At 71.4% G+C, this 14933-nt stretch carries 13 protein-coding genes and 1 pseudogene; 8 read left to right on the forward strand and 6 right to left on the reverse strand.

Annotation, left to right across the window (positions count from 1 at the left end; all coding sequences use genetic code 11):
- Positions 1 to 64: 64 nt before the first annotated feature.
- Positions 65 to 2137, reverse strand: a complete 2073-nt coding sequence (locus ACN6LB_RS44320; protein ID WP_445030874.1) for a HEAT repeat domain-containing protein — start codon at positions 2135 to 2137, stop codon at positions 65 to 67.
- Positions 2138 to 2352: 215 nt separating this feature from the next.
- Here ACN6LB_RS44320 and ACN6LB_RS44325 point away from each other — a divergent pair, with 215 nt between their 5' ends.
- The 4 genes from ACN6LB_RS44325 (at position 2353) to ACN6LB_RS44340 (ending at position 6561) form a co-directional block, all read left to right on the forward strand.
- Complete coding sequence (locus tag ACN6LB_RS44325) at positions 2353 to 2772, forward strand: ArsR/SmtB family transcription factor (protein ID WP_445030875.1); 420 nt, start codon at positions 2353 to 2355, stop codon at positions 2770 to 2772.
- The gene (gene mgtA, locus ACN6LB_RS44330) at positions 2708 to 5524 is read left to right on the forward strand and encodes a magnesium-translocating P-type ATPase (protein ID WP_445030886.1); all 2817 of its coding nucleotides are present in this window, start codon (positions 2708 to 2710) and stop codon (positions 5522 to 5524) included. Before ACN6LB_RS44325 ends, mgtA begins: the two co-directional genes overlap by 65 nt.
- Positions 5525 to 5578: 54 nt before the next feature.
- Complete coding sequence (tatA, locus tag ACN6LB_RS44335; protein ID WP_445030876.1) at positions 5579 to 5857, forward strand: Sec-independent protein translocase subunit TatA; 279 nt, start codon at positions 5579 to 5581, stop codon at positions 5855 to 5857.
- Positions 5858 to 5985: 128 nt separating this feature from the next.
- The gene (locus ACN6LB_RS44340; RefSeq protein WP_445030877.1) at positions 5986 to 6561 is read left to right on the forward strand and encodes a TerD family protein; all 576 of its coding nucleotides are present in this window, start codon (positions 5986 to 5988) and stop codon (positions 6559 to 6561) included.
- A 95-nt stretch (positions 6562 to 6656) separates the two neighbouring features.
- Here the strand turns inward: ACN6LB_RS44340 and ACN6LB_RS44345 are convergent, their stop codons facing one another.
- Positions 6657 to 8012, reverse strand: a complete 1356-nt coding sequence (locus tag ACN6LB_RS44345) for a histidine-type phosphatase (protein WP_445030878.1) — start codon at positions 8010 to 8012, stop codon at positions 6657 to 6659.
- A gap of 168 nt (positions 8013 to 8180) precedes the next feature.
- On the reverse strand, positions 8181 to 8765 hold the full coding sequence (locus ACN6LB_RS44350) for a TetR/AcrR family transcriptional regulator (RefSeq protein WP_445030879.1): 585 nt from the start codon (positions 8763 to 8765) through the stop codon (positions 8181 to 8183).
- A gap of 163 nt (positions 8766 to 8928) precedes the next feature.
- Between ACN6LB_RS44350 and ACN6LB_RS44355 the strand changes: the two genes are divergently transcribed.
- The 3 genes from ACN6LB_RS44355 (at position 8929) to ACN6LB_RS44365 (ending at position 11451) form a co-directional block, all read left to right on the forward strand.
- Positions 8929 to 9513, forward strand: a complete 585-nt coding sequence (locus ACN6LB_RS44355; RefSeq protein WP_445030880.1) for a dihydrofolate reductase family protein — start codon at positions 8929 to 8931, stop codon at positions 9511 to 9513.
- 100 nt (positions 9514 to 9613) lie between these two features.
- Positions 9614 to 10654 carry a permease gene (locus ACN6LB_RS44360; RefSeq protein ID WP_445030881.1) on the forward strand — a complete coding sequence of 347 codons (1041 nt, stop codon included), beginning with the start codon at positions 9614 to 9616 and terminating at the stop codon, positions 10652 to 10654.
- Positions 10651 to 11451, forward strand: a complete 801-nt coding sequence (locus ACN6LB_RS44365) for a TIGR03943 family putative permease subunit (RefSeq protein WP_445030882.1) — start codon at positions 10651 to 10653, stop codon at positions 11449 to 11451. The genes ACN6LB_RS44360 and ACN6LB_RS44365 overlap by 4 nt, the downstream gene beginning before the upstream one ends.
- A 27-nt stretch (positions 11452 to 11478) precedes the next feature.
- Here the strand turns inward: ACN6LB_RS44365 and ACN6LB_RS44370 are convergent, their stop codons facing one another.
- The gene (locus ACN6LB_RS44370) at positions 11479 to 12558 is read right to left on the reverse strand and encodes an NADH:flavin oxidoreductase/NADH oxidase (protein WP_445030883.1); all 1080 of its coding nucleotides are present in this window, start codon (positions 12556 to 12558) and stop codon (positions 11479 to 11481) included.
- A 120-nt stretch (positions 12559 to 12678) separates the two neighbouring features.
- Between ACN6LB_RS44370 and ACN6LB_RS44375 the strand changes: the two genes are divergently transcribed.
- Complete coding sequence (locus ACN6LB_RS44375; RefSeq protein ID WP_445030884.1) at positions 12679 to 13038, forward strand: ArsR/SmtB family transcription factor; 360 nt, start codon at positions 12679 to 12681, stop codon at positions 13036 to 13038.
- A gap of 21 nt (positions 13039 to 13059) precedes the next feature.
- Here ACN6LB_RS44375 and ACN6LB_RS44380 read toward each other — a convergent pair whose 3' ends face one another.
- Together ACN6LB_RS44380 and ACN6LB_RS44385 are read right to left on the reverse strand one after the other, a co-directional pair.
- Complete coding sequence (locus tag ACN6LB_RS44380; protein WP_445030885.1) at positions 13060 to 14424, reverse strand: nucleobase:cation symporter-2 family protein; 1365 nt, start codon at positions 14422 to 14424, stop codon at positions 13060 to 13062.
- Positions 14425 to 14600: 176 nt separating this feature from the next.
- Positions 14601 to 14933 (reverse strand): annotated as a pseudogene (locus ACN6LB_RS44385) (NADP oxidoreductase); the annotation flags it as partial.

Genomic DNA, 14933 nt, shown 5'->3' on the forward strand with positions numbered 1-14933 from the left:
GGCACCGGACGCGCAGACGAGGTCCCTTCGGCCGCCCGTGCGGCGCGGGCACCGTCCTGGGTGGCTACCCGGTTTCCAACGCCTGGCGGCAGATGCGCAGGAGCCGTTCGTCCTCAAGGATGTCGCCGCCGCCGTAGCCACCGGAACGCGCCAGGTGCCGCCGTGTCGTGCCGAGTTCCGTACGGAGCAGGTCATGAGCCGGCGTCGCCGCCCGGCCCATCCGGGACAGACATGCGGCGATCGTGCCGCGGGTGTACGGGTTCTCGTGCCACGCGTGACGGAGCACCGGCAGGATCGGCTCCGGGGCCCCCGTGATGTCCCACAGGGCGCAGGCGGCGGCCGTACGCTCCCACACCCGCCCGCCGCCCGCGTCGTCGGTCCCGGCCATGCCGCGCAGGGCGGGAACCGCTGCTCCCGCCGAGGCCCCGAGACGGCCCAGGGCTTCGGCGGCAGCTTGCCGCTGCCTCGGTCGCTCGGACGTCAACTCCCTTAGCAGTACCGGAAGTACGGTCTTCGCGTCCTCCTCCACGGACCAGAGCGCGGCTGCCGCCGTCGCCGCGCAGTCGCTCGTCAGCAGGTCACGCAGCGCCGGTATCGCCTCGTGCGCCGCCGGGCCGAACGCGCCGAGTGTCCGGACCGCCGCCTCCACGAGTGCGCTCCTGTCCGGCACCTCGTCCGGCACGACCGGCAGCAGCCGCAGCACTTCCGGCACCGCGGCCTCGTGGCGCAGGGCGCTCAGCGCGAGCAGCAGCGGCGCGGCCCGGTCGTAGGTGTCGGCGTCGAGGGGGACGTCGCCGAGCCGTGTCCGCAGCAGCGGAGCCAGCGGGGCCGCCGCCGGGCCCACGTATTCGACGATGCGCCCGAGGTCGTACGGCACGACCGGCTGCTTCAGCAGCTGAAGGAGTGGCGGCACAGTCCGGGGGTCGCCCGTCCGCGCCAGGGTCTTCAGTGCGTCGCCCAGCGTCGGTGCCCCGTGCTCCCAGTGCCGGACCCAGGACTCGGGACGTGCCGCAACCGCCGCGGCCAGGTGATCGGCGGCCGGTGCTGCCAGCTCGAAGAGACCGTCCAGCACATGGACCGCGGCTTCGCGCAACCGTGTGTCGTCCGCGTCGAGTTGCTCGCCGATCAGTGCGATGGGCTTCTCGTAGGAGGCACGCCACTCGCGGAACAGCCCCGCGGACATCCACACGGCGTTGCATCGGTCGGCCGGCGCCTCGCTCCTCAACTGACCGTTGAGCAGGGCGATCCGGTCGGCCGTACGATCGCCGAGCGCGGAGTGGAGCGTCCGCAGCAACCGCGAGCCCTCCTCGTCCGCGGGCCGCAGCACCCGCAGTTGACCGATGAGCGTGTCGGTGGCCGGGCGCTCGGGTTCCTCCGGCTCCGCGGGCTCCTGCGACCTGGCCCGGAGCAGAGCGATGACGGTGGGCGCGAGGTCGGACGGCAGTCGCTCGGGCGCACAGCCGGCGAGCTGGCCGAGCGCGGCGAGCCGCTCGCCCGGGCCGCCGGGGGCGACGCTGAGCGCGACCAGGCTGTCGACGGCCGGAGCGGCAGCGGCCGGATGCCGTCGGGCGAACAGTCCGAGGCCCTCGACCAGGGCGGGCCGGACCCGGCGGTCCGGCTCGGTCTCCATGCGCTCACCCAACAGGCCGAGTACGCGGGCGGGTTCGTCGAGGAACCGCACCAGCGCACAGGGCGCCGCCCGGCGTACCTCCGGATCCCGGTCCTCGATCAGCTCGGCGAAGACGGCGGCACCCGCCCGAATCGCGGCCCGTGCCATCGCGTAGTTGTCCCCGGCCCCGGCCCCGTCGTTGCCGTACTCGTCCCCGTCGTCGTACTCGTCCTTGCGGTCGTCGCCGTCGAAGGACTCGTCCGCGTCTCCTCCGCCGATGCTCACGAGCAACTCCACGAGGGCGCCCCGGTCGGGCACCTCCGGGTGCGTGATCAGCGCGAACAGGAACGGGATGCACGCGAGAGTCGAGTCGTACACATCGCCCTGGTGGTGGACGGCGCCGTACATCCCGTCGAGGGCGCTCTCGCGCTCGTCCGGGCAGGAGGAGGCAAGCCCCCGCAACAGATCCGGAACCTTGTCCGCGCTTCCGTACGCATGTCGCATGGCGGCCCAATCGACCTCGTCCATCCCCGTGAACACGGTGTCCTCCCCAGACGCGTGGCAACTGATCGTGAGTGTGCACCACGGCACTGACAGTGAGGTGCGAGCCGGCGTGCAGAGGGCTGACGTGCGGCCGGTCGTAGGGCTGCCCCGGCGGGGGCGACGGAGCCCGAGGCATGGCCGGCGGCGCCCTAGACTGGCGCTTTCACACGAAACGGCCCTGGCGGGACGGGAGGACGACGGTGGCGGCAGAGGTCGGCGGCTTCGAGGATCCGTCCGTCGAGGTGCTGGCGGAGGCCGCCGCGGCCTTCGGGCTGCTCGCCTCGTCGGCGCGACTGCACATCGTGTGGGCGCTGGCGCAGGGCGAGAGCGATGTGACCGGGCTCGCCGAACGGGTGGGCGGGGCGTTGCCCGCGGTGAGCCAGCACCTGACAAAGCTCAAGCTCGCCGGTCTTGTGCGCTCCCGCCGCGAGGGGCGACGACAGGTGTACTTCGTCGACGACCCGGACGTCGTGACCGTCGTACGACTCATGGTCGGCCAGCTGACCGAGCGGGCCGACCGCGCCCACGGCGGCGACCGTGCCCGCAACGCAGACCATGGCGACAGCGCCGAGCCTCACGTGCCGACGGCGGCGCGTCGGATCCGCGGCCTTGGCGCCTGACACCGCCGCGACCGCCGGTCCGCCGCGTGGACGGCACGGGCCGCGCGGCGGGGCGGCAGAGCTCGGCGACAGAGCAGGTGACGGACCGGGTGACAGACCTGAGGACCTTGCCTCGTTCACCTCCCTCCAACTGCTGCGGCATCTGGACACCGGGCCGCGCGGCCTGACCGAGGCGCAGGCCGGGCAACGGCTCGTCCGCCACGGCGCGAACACGATCACGGCCTGGCGTACGGAGTCCTGGCCGCGCCGCTTCGTCCGGGGCCTGCGCGACCCCTTCACCGCGGTGCTCCTGTGCCTCGGTCTGGTGTCGGCCACCGTGGCCGCCTGGGGGACCGCCGGTGTGATCCTCTGTCTGGTGGTGGTCAGTTGTGTGCTGCGGACGTCCGGCGAGCACCGGGCCGACCGGTCCATGGCGGGCCTGCGCGACTTGGTCGCCACGACGGCCACCGTGCTGCGGCGCGCCGACACGGACGGGCCCGGGCACGCCCGCGAGATCCCCGTCGGCGAGCTGGTGCCGGGCGATGTGATCCGGCTCGGCCCCGGCGACCTGGTCCCCGCCGACGTACGGCTGCTGCGGGCGACCGGCCTCACCGTGCACCAGGCCGTGCTGACGGGCGAGGCCGCACCGGTGGCCAAGAAGGCGGTCGACACCCCCGGCCCCCTGCCGCACGACGGGATCCTCCAGCAGCCGCAGCTCTGCTTCCTGGGCAGCGGTGTCGCCTCGGGCAGCGGCACCGCTGTCGTCATCGCGACGGGAGCGCGAACGCGTTTCGGATCCGCCTTCGACGGCTCCAAGGCCGGACCGGGAGCCGCAGGACGGCGCGTGCGTCGCGAGGCGAGTGCCTTCGACCGGTCGGTGCTCGGCGTCTCCCGGGTGCTCATCCGCTTCATGCTGCTGACACCGCCGCTGGTTCTGATGGCGAACGCGGCGGTCCGCGGGCGCGGCCTGGAGACGTTGCCGTTCGCCGTCGCGGTGGCGGTCGGGCTGACCCCCGAGATGCTGCCGGTGATCGTCACCCTGTGCCTGGCCCGCGGCGCGGCACGGCTGGCCCGCACCCATGGCGTGATCGTCAAGCGGCTGCCCGCGCTGCACGACCTCGGCGCCGTCGACGTGCTGTGCCTGGACAAGACCGGCACCCTCACCCAGGACCGTCCGGTGGTCGAACGTGCCCTGGACGCGGACGGCAAGGACGATCCGGACGTCCTGCACTGGGCTGCCGTCAACGCCTGGTGGACGCTCCAGCTCGCCGAGCTGCCCGCTCCGGACGCGCTCGACGAGGCGCTCCTGGACGCGGCGGGCCCGGACGGGGAGCAGTACGACGGCGTGGCGGCGCTGCCCTTCGATCCCGTACGCCGTCTCGCCACCGCGGTGGTCCGCGACCCGGCCCGCCTCGGCGTCCACACACTGGTCGTCAAGGGCGCCGTCGAGAACGTACTGGAGCGCTGCGTACTGGAGCAGGACGAACGGGAGCGGCTGCTCGCTCTCGCCGCGCGCGAGGCGGCCGACGGGGGGCGGCTGCTCGCCGTCGCCACCGCCGAACGCCAGGCCCGTACCGGGACAGGAACCAGCACCGGTGCCTACGTGCCCGCCGACGAACGCGGTCTGACCTTCCGCGGCTTCGTCGTCCTCGGTGACGCGCTCGCACCGACCGCCGCAGACGCGCTGCGCGCCCTCGCCGACCGGGGCATCGCCATCAAGGTCCTCACCGGCGACCACCCGGGCTCGGCGGCCGGCACGTGCCGCGCCCTGGGCCTGGAGCCGGGCGAGGTGTGGACCGCGGACCGCATCGACGCCCTCACCGACGCCGAACTCGCCGAAGCGGTTCGCCCTACGACCGTCTTCGCGCGCTGCACCCCCGAGCACAAGGCCCGGATCACCGCCGCCCTGCGGGCTGCCGGGCACACCGTGGGCTTTCTCGGCGACGGGGTCAACGACCTGCCCGCGCTGCGCGCCGCCGACGTCGGGATCGCCCCGCGCGACGCCGTCGACGTGGCCCGGGAGAACGCCGACGTGGTGCTCGCGGAGAAGGACCTCAACGCGATCGACCACGCCGTGACGGCGGGACGGCAGGGCGGCGTCACCATCACCACGTATCTGCGCATCACGCTCTCCTCGAACCTGGGCAACGTCATCGCGATGCTCGCCGCCGGGCTCCTGCTGCCCTTCCTGCCGATGCTTCCGGCGCAGGTGCTGGCGCAGAACCTGTGCTTCGACGCGGCGCAGCTCGCCTTCGCCTACGAGCGCCCGCAACCGGACACCCTGCGCCGGCCCACCGGGCTGCGCCCCCGTGACCTGCTGCGCTTCATCACCGGCTTCGGCGTGCTCAACGCCGTGGCCGACCTGGCCACCTTCGGGATCCTCGCGCTCGCCCTGCACGGGCCGGAGGCCATGGACGACGCGGCGGTGTTCCACTCGGGCTGGTTCACCGAGAACCTGACGACCCAGGCGCTGGTCATGCTGCTCCTGCGTCTTGGCCGGCGCGGCGCCGAGGGCCGTCGGGCACCGGGCCCGGTCGCCGGGGCCGCGGCCGCCCTCGCCGGTGCGGGGCTGTTGCTCCCGCTGTCCCCTCTCGGCCCGCCGCTCGGCATGACGGCGCTGCCGGCCCTCTACTACGTCCTGCTCGCCGCCGTCCTCGCGCTGTACGCGATCGCACTGAAGGCCGCTCGGACCCGGTACGACCGGCTCGCCGAGGGACTTGTCGCAGGTCCCGTTGATGGTTGTACAGTTGCGCAAAGTAGCAACCTTCGTTGAGGGCGGCGGCCGACGGCGCGTTCCTCGACCGATGCAAGGAAGAGTGGGGACGCGATGCTCCGCAACGGACTGGAACCCTGGCACCTGCTGATCTTGGCGATCGTGCTCGTGGTGCTGTTCGGCTCGAAGAAGCTGCCCGACACCGCCCGCGCGCTGGGCAAGTCGATGCGCATCCTCAAGAGCGAGACCAAGGCGATGAAGGACGAGAGCGCCGCTCCCGACGCGCCTGCCCCGGGGGCCGCCGCGCAGGTGATCGCGCCGGCCGCGACCACCGTCGACGAGCCGGAGCCCGCCTCCCGCCCGGCCGCCGAGGCCACGGGCACCGCGCACTGAACAGGCTTCCCGCGCCCCTGTGTTGCCCCCGACGTTTCGCTGCTTGCGCAACTGGTGGAACCAGCTGAGCCGTCCCGGCGTTTGAACAGGACGAGCGCACAAAGACACCAGAACATGGAGGAAGAGCCGTGGGAGTGACTCTGTCCAAGGGCGGCAACGTCTCGCTGAGCAAGGAGGCTCCGGGTCTCACCGCCGTGACGATCGGCCTCGGCTGGGACGTCCGCACCACCACCGGTGCGGACTACGACCTCGATGCCAGCGCCCTGTTGTGCACCGACGCGGGCAAGGTCGTCTCCGACCTGCACTTCGTCTTCTACAACAACCTCACCAGCCCGGACGGTTCGGTCCAGCACACCGGCGACAACCTCACCGGTGAGGGAGAGGGCGACGACGAGTCCATCAACGTCGAGTTGGCCACTGTGCCCGCCGAGGTTGCGAAGATCGTCTTCCCGGTCTCGATACACGACGCGCAGTCCCGCGGCCAGAGCTTCGGCCAGGTCAGCAACGCCTTCATTCGCGTCGTGAACCGCGCCAACAACGCCGAACTCGCCCGCTACGACCTGAGCGAGGACGCCTCGACCGAGACCGCCATGGTCTTCGGCGAGCTCTACCGTCACGGAGGCGAGTGGAAGTTCCGCGCGGTCGGCCAGGGTTACGCGTCGGGACTGGCCGGGATCGCCACGGACTACGGCGTCAACGTCTGAGCCGGTAGCGCCACTCCTGTCTGTCGCGGCGAGGCCTGGTTCGGATCACAGAGATCCGAACCAGGCCTCGCCGCCGTCCGCGTTCGCGCGAGGACTCAGGACGCCGTACGGCCGAAGCAGCGCTCCAACTCGTCCAGGTCGTAGAACTTGCTGCCCTTGGAGACAGGCACGCACCCCTGCTTGAACGCGGTCTCCTTCTCGTTGTAGAGCATCCGCACGAGATAGGTGTCGCCCCTGCGGAACACGTCCCACTGGATGTTCGCGGCCATCGGCGCCACCGAGGCACCCCGCCAGGGGTTGTCGCCGTACGTGTACGGCCGCTCCTCGGTCACCGGGCGGGTGCTGCCGGGCAGTTGCATCAACGCAGCCAGCGGAATGATCTCCTCGGCGTGGGTGAAGCGCAGCTCCGCTCCCAGCTTGCTGGTGCCCGCGCGCCTGGCCTCGGCCTTCTTGAAGAAGTCGTCGAGCAGGACGTCCGCCATCTTGTACGTGATGTCGCTGTCGCCGAAGCCCGGCCCCTTCTCGTAGAAGTCCTCCGTGTCGCTGAGGTAGGCGAACCAGGCGGCGTCGCGAGGGGCGAGGTAGCGCCCCAGGTTCCAGGTGCCCTCATCGCTCATGCTCGGCGCGATGCTGTACAGGTTGTAGACCGCCTCGGCCGCTTCGACCTCGGTGCCGGTCGCAGAGAACTCACCGGCCGAGATCCGCTGCACGAACGCCGAGGTGAAGATCTTCCTCAGTACGGCGCGGGCTGCGCGGTGGGTGGCCGGCTGGTCGGTGATCCGGTTGAGGGTGGTCGCGAGGCGCTGGTCGTGGGCGATGTAGTCGCGGTAGGCGGCGCCGCCGGCGGACTTGTGGAAGTAGAGCAGGTCGGGGTCGGTCCTGGCCGGGCCGAACAGCGGCGCCAGGTCCGGGTCGGCGTCGGCGAGGGCGGCCGCGAACAGGGTGCCGCTGTCGACGGCGCGGCCCTGCCCCGAGCTGACGACGTCGATGGGCTCGGAGTCCTCGGCGATCCGCGTGAACAGCCCGGGCAGCCGCTGCTCCATCCGCAGGGCCGTGTCCTGGATCTCCCGCTTGCCCCGGCCGCTGAGGTTCCCGTACCCGGTCTTCTCCATCGCGGCCTTCAGCGACCGCACTTGAGGACCGAAGTCGGCTCCGGCGCGGGTGAGTTCACCTTCGCTCGCGGCCTGGTCCCACAGCGTCAGGATCAGATCCGCGTCGTCGCCGCTCGTCGCAGCGCGCGAGCCGTGGCGGGAGACGTTCTCCGTGAACACCGGCACGAAGCCCTTGGGGGCCCGCTGATAGGTGCGTGGATTCTGCTGCGGCGCGTAGGGGGTCTTCGTCCCGTACCTGCCGGAGGGATGCCCGAGATCCGCGGCCTGCGCCGAGAGCGGGGTGGCCAGCAGCGCGGAGAGCGTGAGTGCCAGGGCGGGGGTGGCCGCGATGCGATTCATGTACCGGTCGTTTCGTCGGGGACAGCGCGATGATGAGCCGCATCGTGACCGGCCCGTATGAACGCGAAGTGACCTCGGCATGGCGGGTGGTGGCCCAGGTCGCGCGTCACGGGCCGGCGCGCGATGGGCGGTTCGGCAGTGCGGTGCCCGACCTCGCCGCCCCGAACCTCAGGCGGCCGGGGCTGCCGGGAGGAGTCGTTCGACAAGGGAGTCGATCAGTGCGGCCGGCCCATCGGGGCCCAACACCTCAGGAAGCGTGAGGTGTTCGACGATCAGGCCGGTCATGGCGAGGTAGAGGAGGATCACGGTGCGGCGGTCTCCGGGGAAGCCCTCGTCCAGGTGGTAGGCGATGTTGGCCTCCAGCTCGTCGCGGATCGTGCCCGTCAGTTCGTCCCGAAGTTCGGGCCGGCGGGTGGCCTCCAGCCGTAGTTCGAGCATGGCCAGGTAGCCGGCCCGGTCGTCGGCGATGCGGCGCATCAGGTCGTGCATCAGGGCGGTGACCAGTGCCCGGTCGCGAGGGGCGCGCAGCAGGTCGCTCAGGATGACCGGGTCCGGGGTGAGCCGGTGGTGGATGTGGCGGGCTGTCTGGTGGAGCAGGTCGTCCCGGTTGGCGAAGTAGTTCGAGGCGGTGCCGGCCGGGACGCCTGCCTGGACGTCGACCGCGCGGAAGGTGAGACCGCGGGCGCCTTCCCGGGCCAGGACGTCGATGGCGGCGTCCGTGAGCGCGGCGCGGCGGGCGGGGTTGTGAGCCATGGATCCGATCTTCCTTCGCGATGTGCTTGGTCTGTTGGATCTGCGTAATCCACTTGAACCACTACAGATGAAGTACTATAACTGTCGTGGTTCGAGTGGGAGGGTTGAAGGTTCCCCGTTCCGCTCGGCCTCAAGAATTTCCCGCCCGACACCAAGGACATGGATGCGCAAGCTCACCTACTTCATCGGCACCACCATCGACGGCTTCATCGCGGCGCCCGACGGCGACTTCGCCTTCTTCTTCCCGCATGTCACGGAGGACTACCTCCCGCATCTCACCGGCGAGTACCCCGAGACGCTTCCCACGCCGGGCCGCGCGGCCCTCGGCATCGCCGACGCGCCCAACGCGCGCTTCGACACCGTGGTCATGGGGCGCAGCACCTACGACCAAGGCCTTCCCGACGGCCTCGCCAGTCCCTACGCCCATCTGCGGCAGATCGTCCTCTCCCGCTCGCTCGGCGCCGACCCGGACCCGGCCGTCGAAGTCACCGCCGAGGACCCTGTCGCGCTGGTGCGCAGGCTCAAGCAGCAGGAAGGCCTCGGTATCTGGCTCTGCGGCGGCGCCGATCTGGCCGGACAGCTGCTGCCCGAGATCGACGAGCTGATCGTCAAGCAGTACCCGGTCGTGGCGGGCTCCGGCATCCCTCTCTTCCGCGCCGGCTTCTCACCGCGCGTCTTCACGCTCACCGGCCATCGCGTCTTCGAGGGCGGGAACCTCGTCCTGACCTACGCCAAGGCGTCCGACTGAGGATTTCCGGCGACTGCGTCACTCCATGGCGGCGTGGGTGCACGGCAACGGCTGTGCGCCTCGTTATGTTCGGCCAGAACATCCGACATTCGGAGTAAATATGCAGAAAACGGATGAACTGGTTGACGTAGTCGAAGCGGTGGACGGGGCGGCCGAGATTCCGGCCGCCCCGCCGGTGACCCGGCCCCGCCCGTGGGCGCGGATCGCCGTGCCCGCGACCGCCCTTGGTGCGGCGGCCGTGCTCGCCCTCACGGGCGTCCAGTGGCTGGACCAGCCCGCGGTCGCGGCCTGGCGCACCGTCTGCCTGGCCATCACCGTCCAGGCGCTGCCCTTCCTCCTGCTGGGTACGGCCTTGTCCGGCGCGATCAACGCCTTCGTGCCGGCCGATCTGTTCACCAGGGTGCTGCCGCGGCGGCCCGCGCTCGCCGTGCCGGTCGCCGGAGTCGCCGGAGTGGTCCTGCCGGGCTGCGAGTGCGCGTCCGTGCCCGTGGCGAACAGCCTGATCCGGCGCGGGGTCACCCCGGCCGCGGCCTTCGCCTTCCTTCTCTCCGCTCCCGCGATCAACCCCATCGTGCTGACCGCCACGGCGGTGGCGTTCCCCGGCAACCCCGCCATGGTCGCCGCCCGGCTGCTGGCCTCCCTCGCCACCGCCGCCGTCATGGGCTGGCTGTGGCTCTGGCTGGGCCGCGAGGAGTGGCTGCGCCCCACCGCCCGGCACACCGGACACCAGCCGGGCGGCAACCGGTGGAACGAGTTCCGCCTCGGCTTCCAGCACGACTTCCTGCACGCCGGCGGCTTCCTCGTCCTCGGTGCCATGGCCGCGGCCACCTTCAACGTGGCCGTGCCGCGTTCCGTGCTCGACACCTTCTCCGGCTCGCCCTGGCTCTCCGTGCTGTTCCTGGCCGCGCTCGCCGTGGTCCTCGCGGTGTGCTCGGAGGCAGACGCCTTTGTCGCCGCCTCGCTCACGGGGTTCTCGCCGACCGCCCGGCTCGCCTTCATGGTCGTCGGCCCGATGGTCGACCTGAAACTGATCGCGCTTCAGGCGGGAACCTTCGGCCGGGCCTTCGCACTCCGCTTCTCCTCCGTGACCACCGTCGTGGCCGTCGTCACCAGCGTCCTGATCGGAGGAGCACTGCTGTGAAGCGCCCCCTACAGATGCTTCTGCTCGTCCTGACCGGGGTCGGCCTCCTGCACGCCTCCCTCTTCAGTGACCTCTACCTCCGCTACGTCAAGGAGGGACTGCGCCCGCTGCTGATCGTCTCCGGCGTACTGCTCGTGCTGCTGGGCCTGGCGGGCGCCGTCCTGGACCGCGGGTGCGAGGGCCACGACGCGCAGGGCGAGGCATCGCACGACCCGCGGCGGCACGCGCACGAGGGCGAGCACGACCATGCCCACGGTCATGGGCAAGCCCACGGGCACGACCACTCCGTCGCACCCCGCATCGCCTGGCTTCTCTTCCTGCCGGCGCTCAGCCTGCTCCTCTACGCCCCGCCCGCCCTCGGCGCGTACACCGCGTCGCGCGCGAACGACAAGGCGGTCAAGGAGCAGAAGAGGTTCGACCCGCTCCCCGCGACGTCGCCGCTCCCGCTGACCCTCACGCAGTTCACGACTCGGGTGCAGCAGGACCCGCAGCGGGCCATCAAGGGGCGCAGCGTCCGTATGACGGGCTTCGTCACGCCCGACAAGCGGGGCGGCGGCTGGTATCTGACCCGGATCATCTTCACCTGCTGCGCGGCGGACTCCCAGTCGGTCAAGGTGCGGATGTACGGGACGGCGGCACCGCCCGCGGACGCCTGGGTGGCCGTCACCGGCACCTGGCACGCACGCGGCGCGCTGGGTACCCGGTCCGCGGAGCCGGCCCTCGACGTCCGCGGCACCCGGCGCATCTCCCCACCGGTCAACGCCTATACGGACGATCTGCCGCTCATGCCGTCGTAGGGCCCCGGGGGCCGCGGGCGCTCCGGGTCAGACCGAGCGGTGGTACTGGTCCGGCACGTGGACGTCCGAGCCGAGTTCCCGGGCGGCGAGGCGGGCGAAGGACGGGTTGCGCAGGAGTTCGCGGCCCAGCAGCACCGCGTCGGCCTCGCCGTTGGCGACGATCTTCTCGGCCTGCTCGGTGTCCGTGATCAGGCCGACGGCGGCGACGGGCATCGGCGTCTCGTTCCTCACCCGGGTGGCGAAGGGGACCTGGTAGCCGGGGCCGACCGGGATGCGTGCACCGGAGGCGTTGCCCCCGGTGGAGACGTCGAGCAGATCCACGCCGTGCTCGTGGAGCTGCCCGGCGAATCGGACCGTGTCGTCGGCGGTCCAGCCGTCGTCCTCCAGCCAGTCCGTCGCGGAGATGCGGAAGAAGAGCGGCTTGTCGTCCGGCCACACCTCCCGTACGGCGTCGACGACTTCGAGGGCGAAGCGGGTGCGGTTCTCGTACGAGCCGCCGTAGGCGTCGGTGCGGTGGTTGGAGTGCGGGGAGAGGAACTCGTTGATCAAGTAGCCGTGGGCGCCGTGGAGTTCGACCACCTCGAAACCGGCGGCGAGCGCGCGCCGGGCCGCGTCGGCGAACAGGCCCACGGTCTCCTGGATCTCGGCCACGCTCAGCTCGGCGGGCACCGGGTGTCGCTCGTCGAACGCGAGCGGGCTCGGGGCCAGCGGCTGCCAGCCGTGCGCGTCCGTGCGGACCGGCGCGCCGCCCTTCCAGGGACGGTCGGTCGAGCCCTTGCGACCACTGTGCGCGAGCTGGATGGCGGGCACCGTGCCCTGCGCCGCGAGGAAGCGGGTGATCCGGCGGAACGCCTCGACCTGGGTGTCGTTCCAGATGCCGAGGTCGTAGGGGGAGATGCGGCCCTCGGGGGAGACGGCGGTCGCCTCGACGATGATCAGGCCCGTGCCGCCGGCCGCGCGGGCCGCGTAGTGCGCGAAGTGCCAGTCGGTGGGGGCACCGGTCTCCGGGCCCTCGGGTGCTGCCGAGTACTGGCACATCGGAGGCATCCACACCCGGTTCGGGATGGTCAGCTCGCGCAGGGTGTAGGGCTCGAAGAGCGTGCTCACGGCGGGACTCCATTCGTCACGGGGCCGAGGTACGCCTCGTACGATAAGCATCGTAGTATGGGAGATGTCAAACTACGATGGATCTCGTACCATGGGGGATCTCGAAGCATTGGAGCCGCCGTGACGACCGTCGCCCCGACCGGCAGCAGCCGTGATCTCCCGCACCCGCTGCCCGAGGAGATCCGCCTGGAGGGCGTGCTGCACGCGCTGTCCGACCCGCTGCGGATGCAGGTCGTGCGAGAGCTCGCCGCCGACGGCGACGAGCTCTCCTGTTCGCACTTCGAACTGCCGGTCACCAAGTCGACGACCACGCATCACTTCCGGGTGCTGCGCGAGAGCGGAGTGATCCGCCAGGTCTACCGGGGCACGGCCAAGATGAACGGGCTGCGCAGGGACGACCTCGACGCGCTCTTCCCCGGCCTCCTCGACAGCGTTCTCGCCGCGGCTGCCGGGCAGGCGGACCGGTTGGCCGGCGGCTGACGCGGCGCCCCCGGTGCTCTGCTAAGCAGTGGCCTCGGCCTTGGCCTCTGCTCCAGCCCCCGCCCCCGGCTCGGCCGAAGTCGTGGAGCCCGGCAGGTGGTTGAAGAGAAGGTTGAGCGCGATCGCCGTGAGGCATCCCGCGCTGATGCCGCTGTTCATCACCGTCTGGAACCAGTCGGGGAACTTCGCGTACACCGTCGGCACTCCGACCGGCAGCAGGCCCACGGCCACCGACACGGCGACGACCGTCAGGTTGTGGTTGTCCTTGAAGTCCACCTGGGCGAGCGTCCGCAGACCGCTCGCGGCGACGGTGCCGAACATCACCAGGCCCGCTCCGCCGAGCACCGGCGCGGGAATGGCGGCGACCACAGCGCCGAGTTTCGGCAGCAGACCGAGCAGGACCAGCATGCCGCCGGAGGCCGCGACGACCCAGCGGCTGCGGACGCGCGTCATGGCGACGAGGCCGACGTTCTGTGCGTACGCCGTGTACGGGAAGGTGTTGAACACGCCACCCAGGACCGTGGACAGGCCATCCGCGCGCAGACCGTCGGCGAGTGAGCGCGGCTCCGTCCTGCGGTCGGTCATCTCACCGACGGCGATCAGGTCACCGGTCGTCTCGGTCATCGTCACCAGCGCCACGACCAGCATCGAGACGATCGCCGAGACGTGGAAGGTCGGCGCGCCGAAGTGGAAGGGTGTGCTGATCCCGACCCAGTCGGCGTCGCCGACCCCGCCGAAGTCCGTGAAGTCGAACGGCACCGCGACGGCGAGCCCCACGGCAATGCCCATCAGCACGGCGATCCGGCTCAGGAAGGGCGGCGCGAACCGCTGTACGCCCAGCACCACCGCGAGGACGAACCCTGCCAGCGCCAGGTTCTTCGGCTCACCGAAGTCTTTCGCGCCCACGCCGCCGGCCGCCCAGTTGCCCGCCACCGGCAGCAGCGAGATGCCGATGATCAGGATGACCGTGCCCGTGACGAGCGGCGGGAAGAAGCGCAGCAGCCTTCCGAAGACCGGGGCCAGCAGGACGATCGCCAGCCCGGCGACGATCACGGAGCCGTAGATCGCGGGCAGTCCGCCGCCCGTCGTACCGATGAGCACCATCGGCGAGACGGCCGCGAAGGTGCAGCCCTGCATGATCGGCAGCCGTACGCCGAAGCGCCAGAAGCCCACGCACTGGATGAGCGTGGCGATGCCGCACACCAGCAGGTCCGCGGTGATCAGATACGCCAGGTCGGCGGGCGACAGTTTCATCGCGCCGCCCACGATCAGCGGAACGGCCACCGCACCCGCGTACATCGCGAGCACGTGCTGGAGCCCGAAGGCGGCCAGCCGGCCGATGGGCGGGACCTCGTCGACGGGATGCACGGGTGCTGCGGTCGCCATGGGGCACTCCAGGAGCGGCGGGTGGAACGGGGAAAGTCGAACAGGACGAGACCGTAAGGGGCTTGAACAGTTTGTTGATTTCCGGGTTGTTGCCGGTGTGTGTCGCCGCCCCGGACCGCGCGCGGCCTGCTACGGAACCCTCTGCCGCGTTGCGATCCCGGGGCGTACGGCGCCCCTTACGGAGCCGTTCCCCGCGCAGCCTCCAGCAGCGAAGTCCAGTCGGGAAGCTTGACCACACCCCGTCCGAGCGACGCCCCGAGCTCCGCCTCGGCCCGCTCGATCGCCTGCCATCCCGTCCAGTCGACCGGATTCGCCCCCTCCGCCCGCAGCATCGCGAGCGGGTCGTCCGGCAGCTCCCGCCGTACGAGCGCGGGGGCATCCTCCAGCACCGAGGTCACCGTCTCCTTGGCGCACGGCCGGTTGGTGCCGATGACGCCGGTCGGCCCGCGCTTGATCCAGCCCGCCACGTACTCGCCCGGCGGGGGGGGGGGGGGGGGAGGGGGGGGGGG

This window comes from Streptomyces sp. SAS_270, from assembly GCF_052543295.1.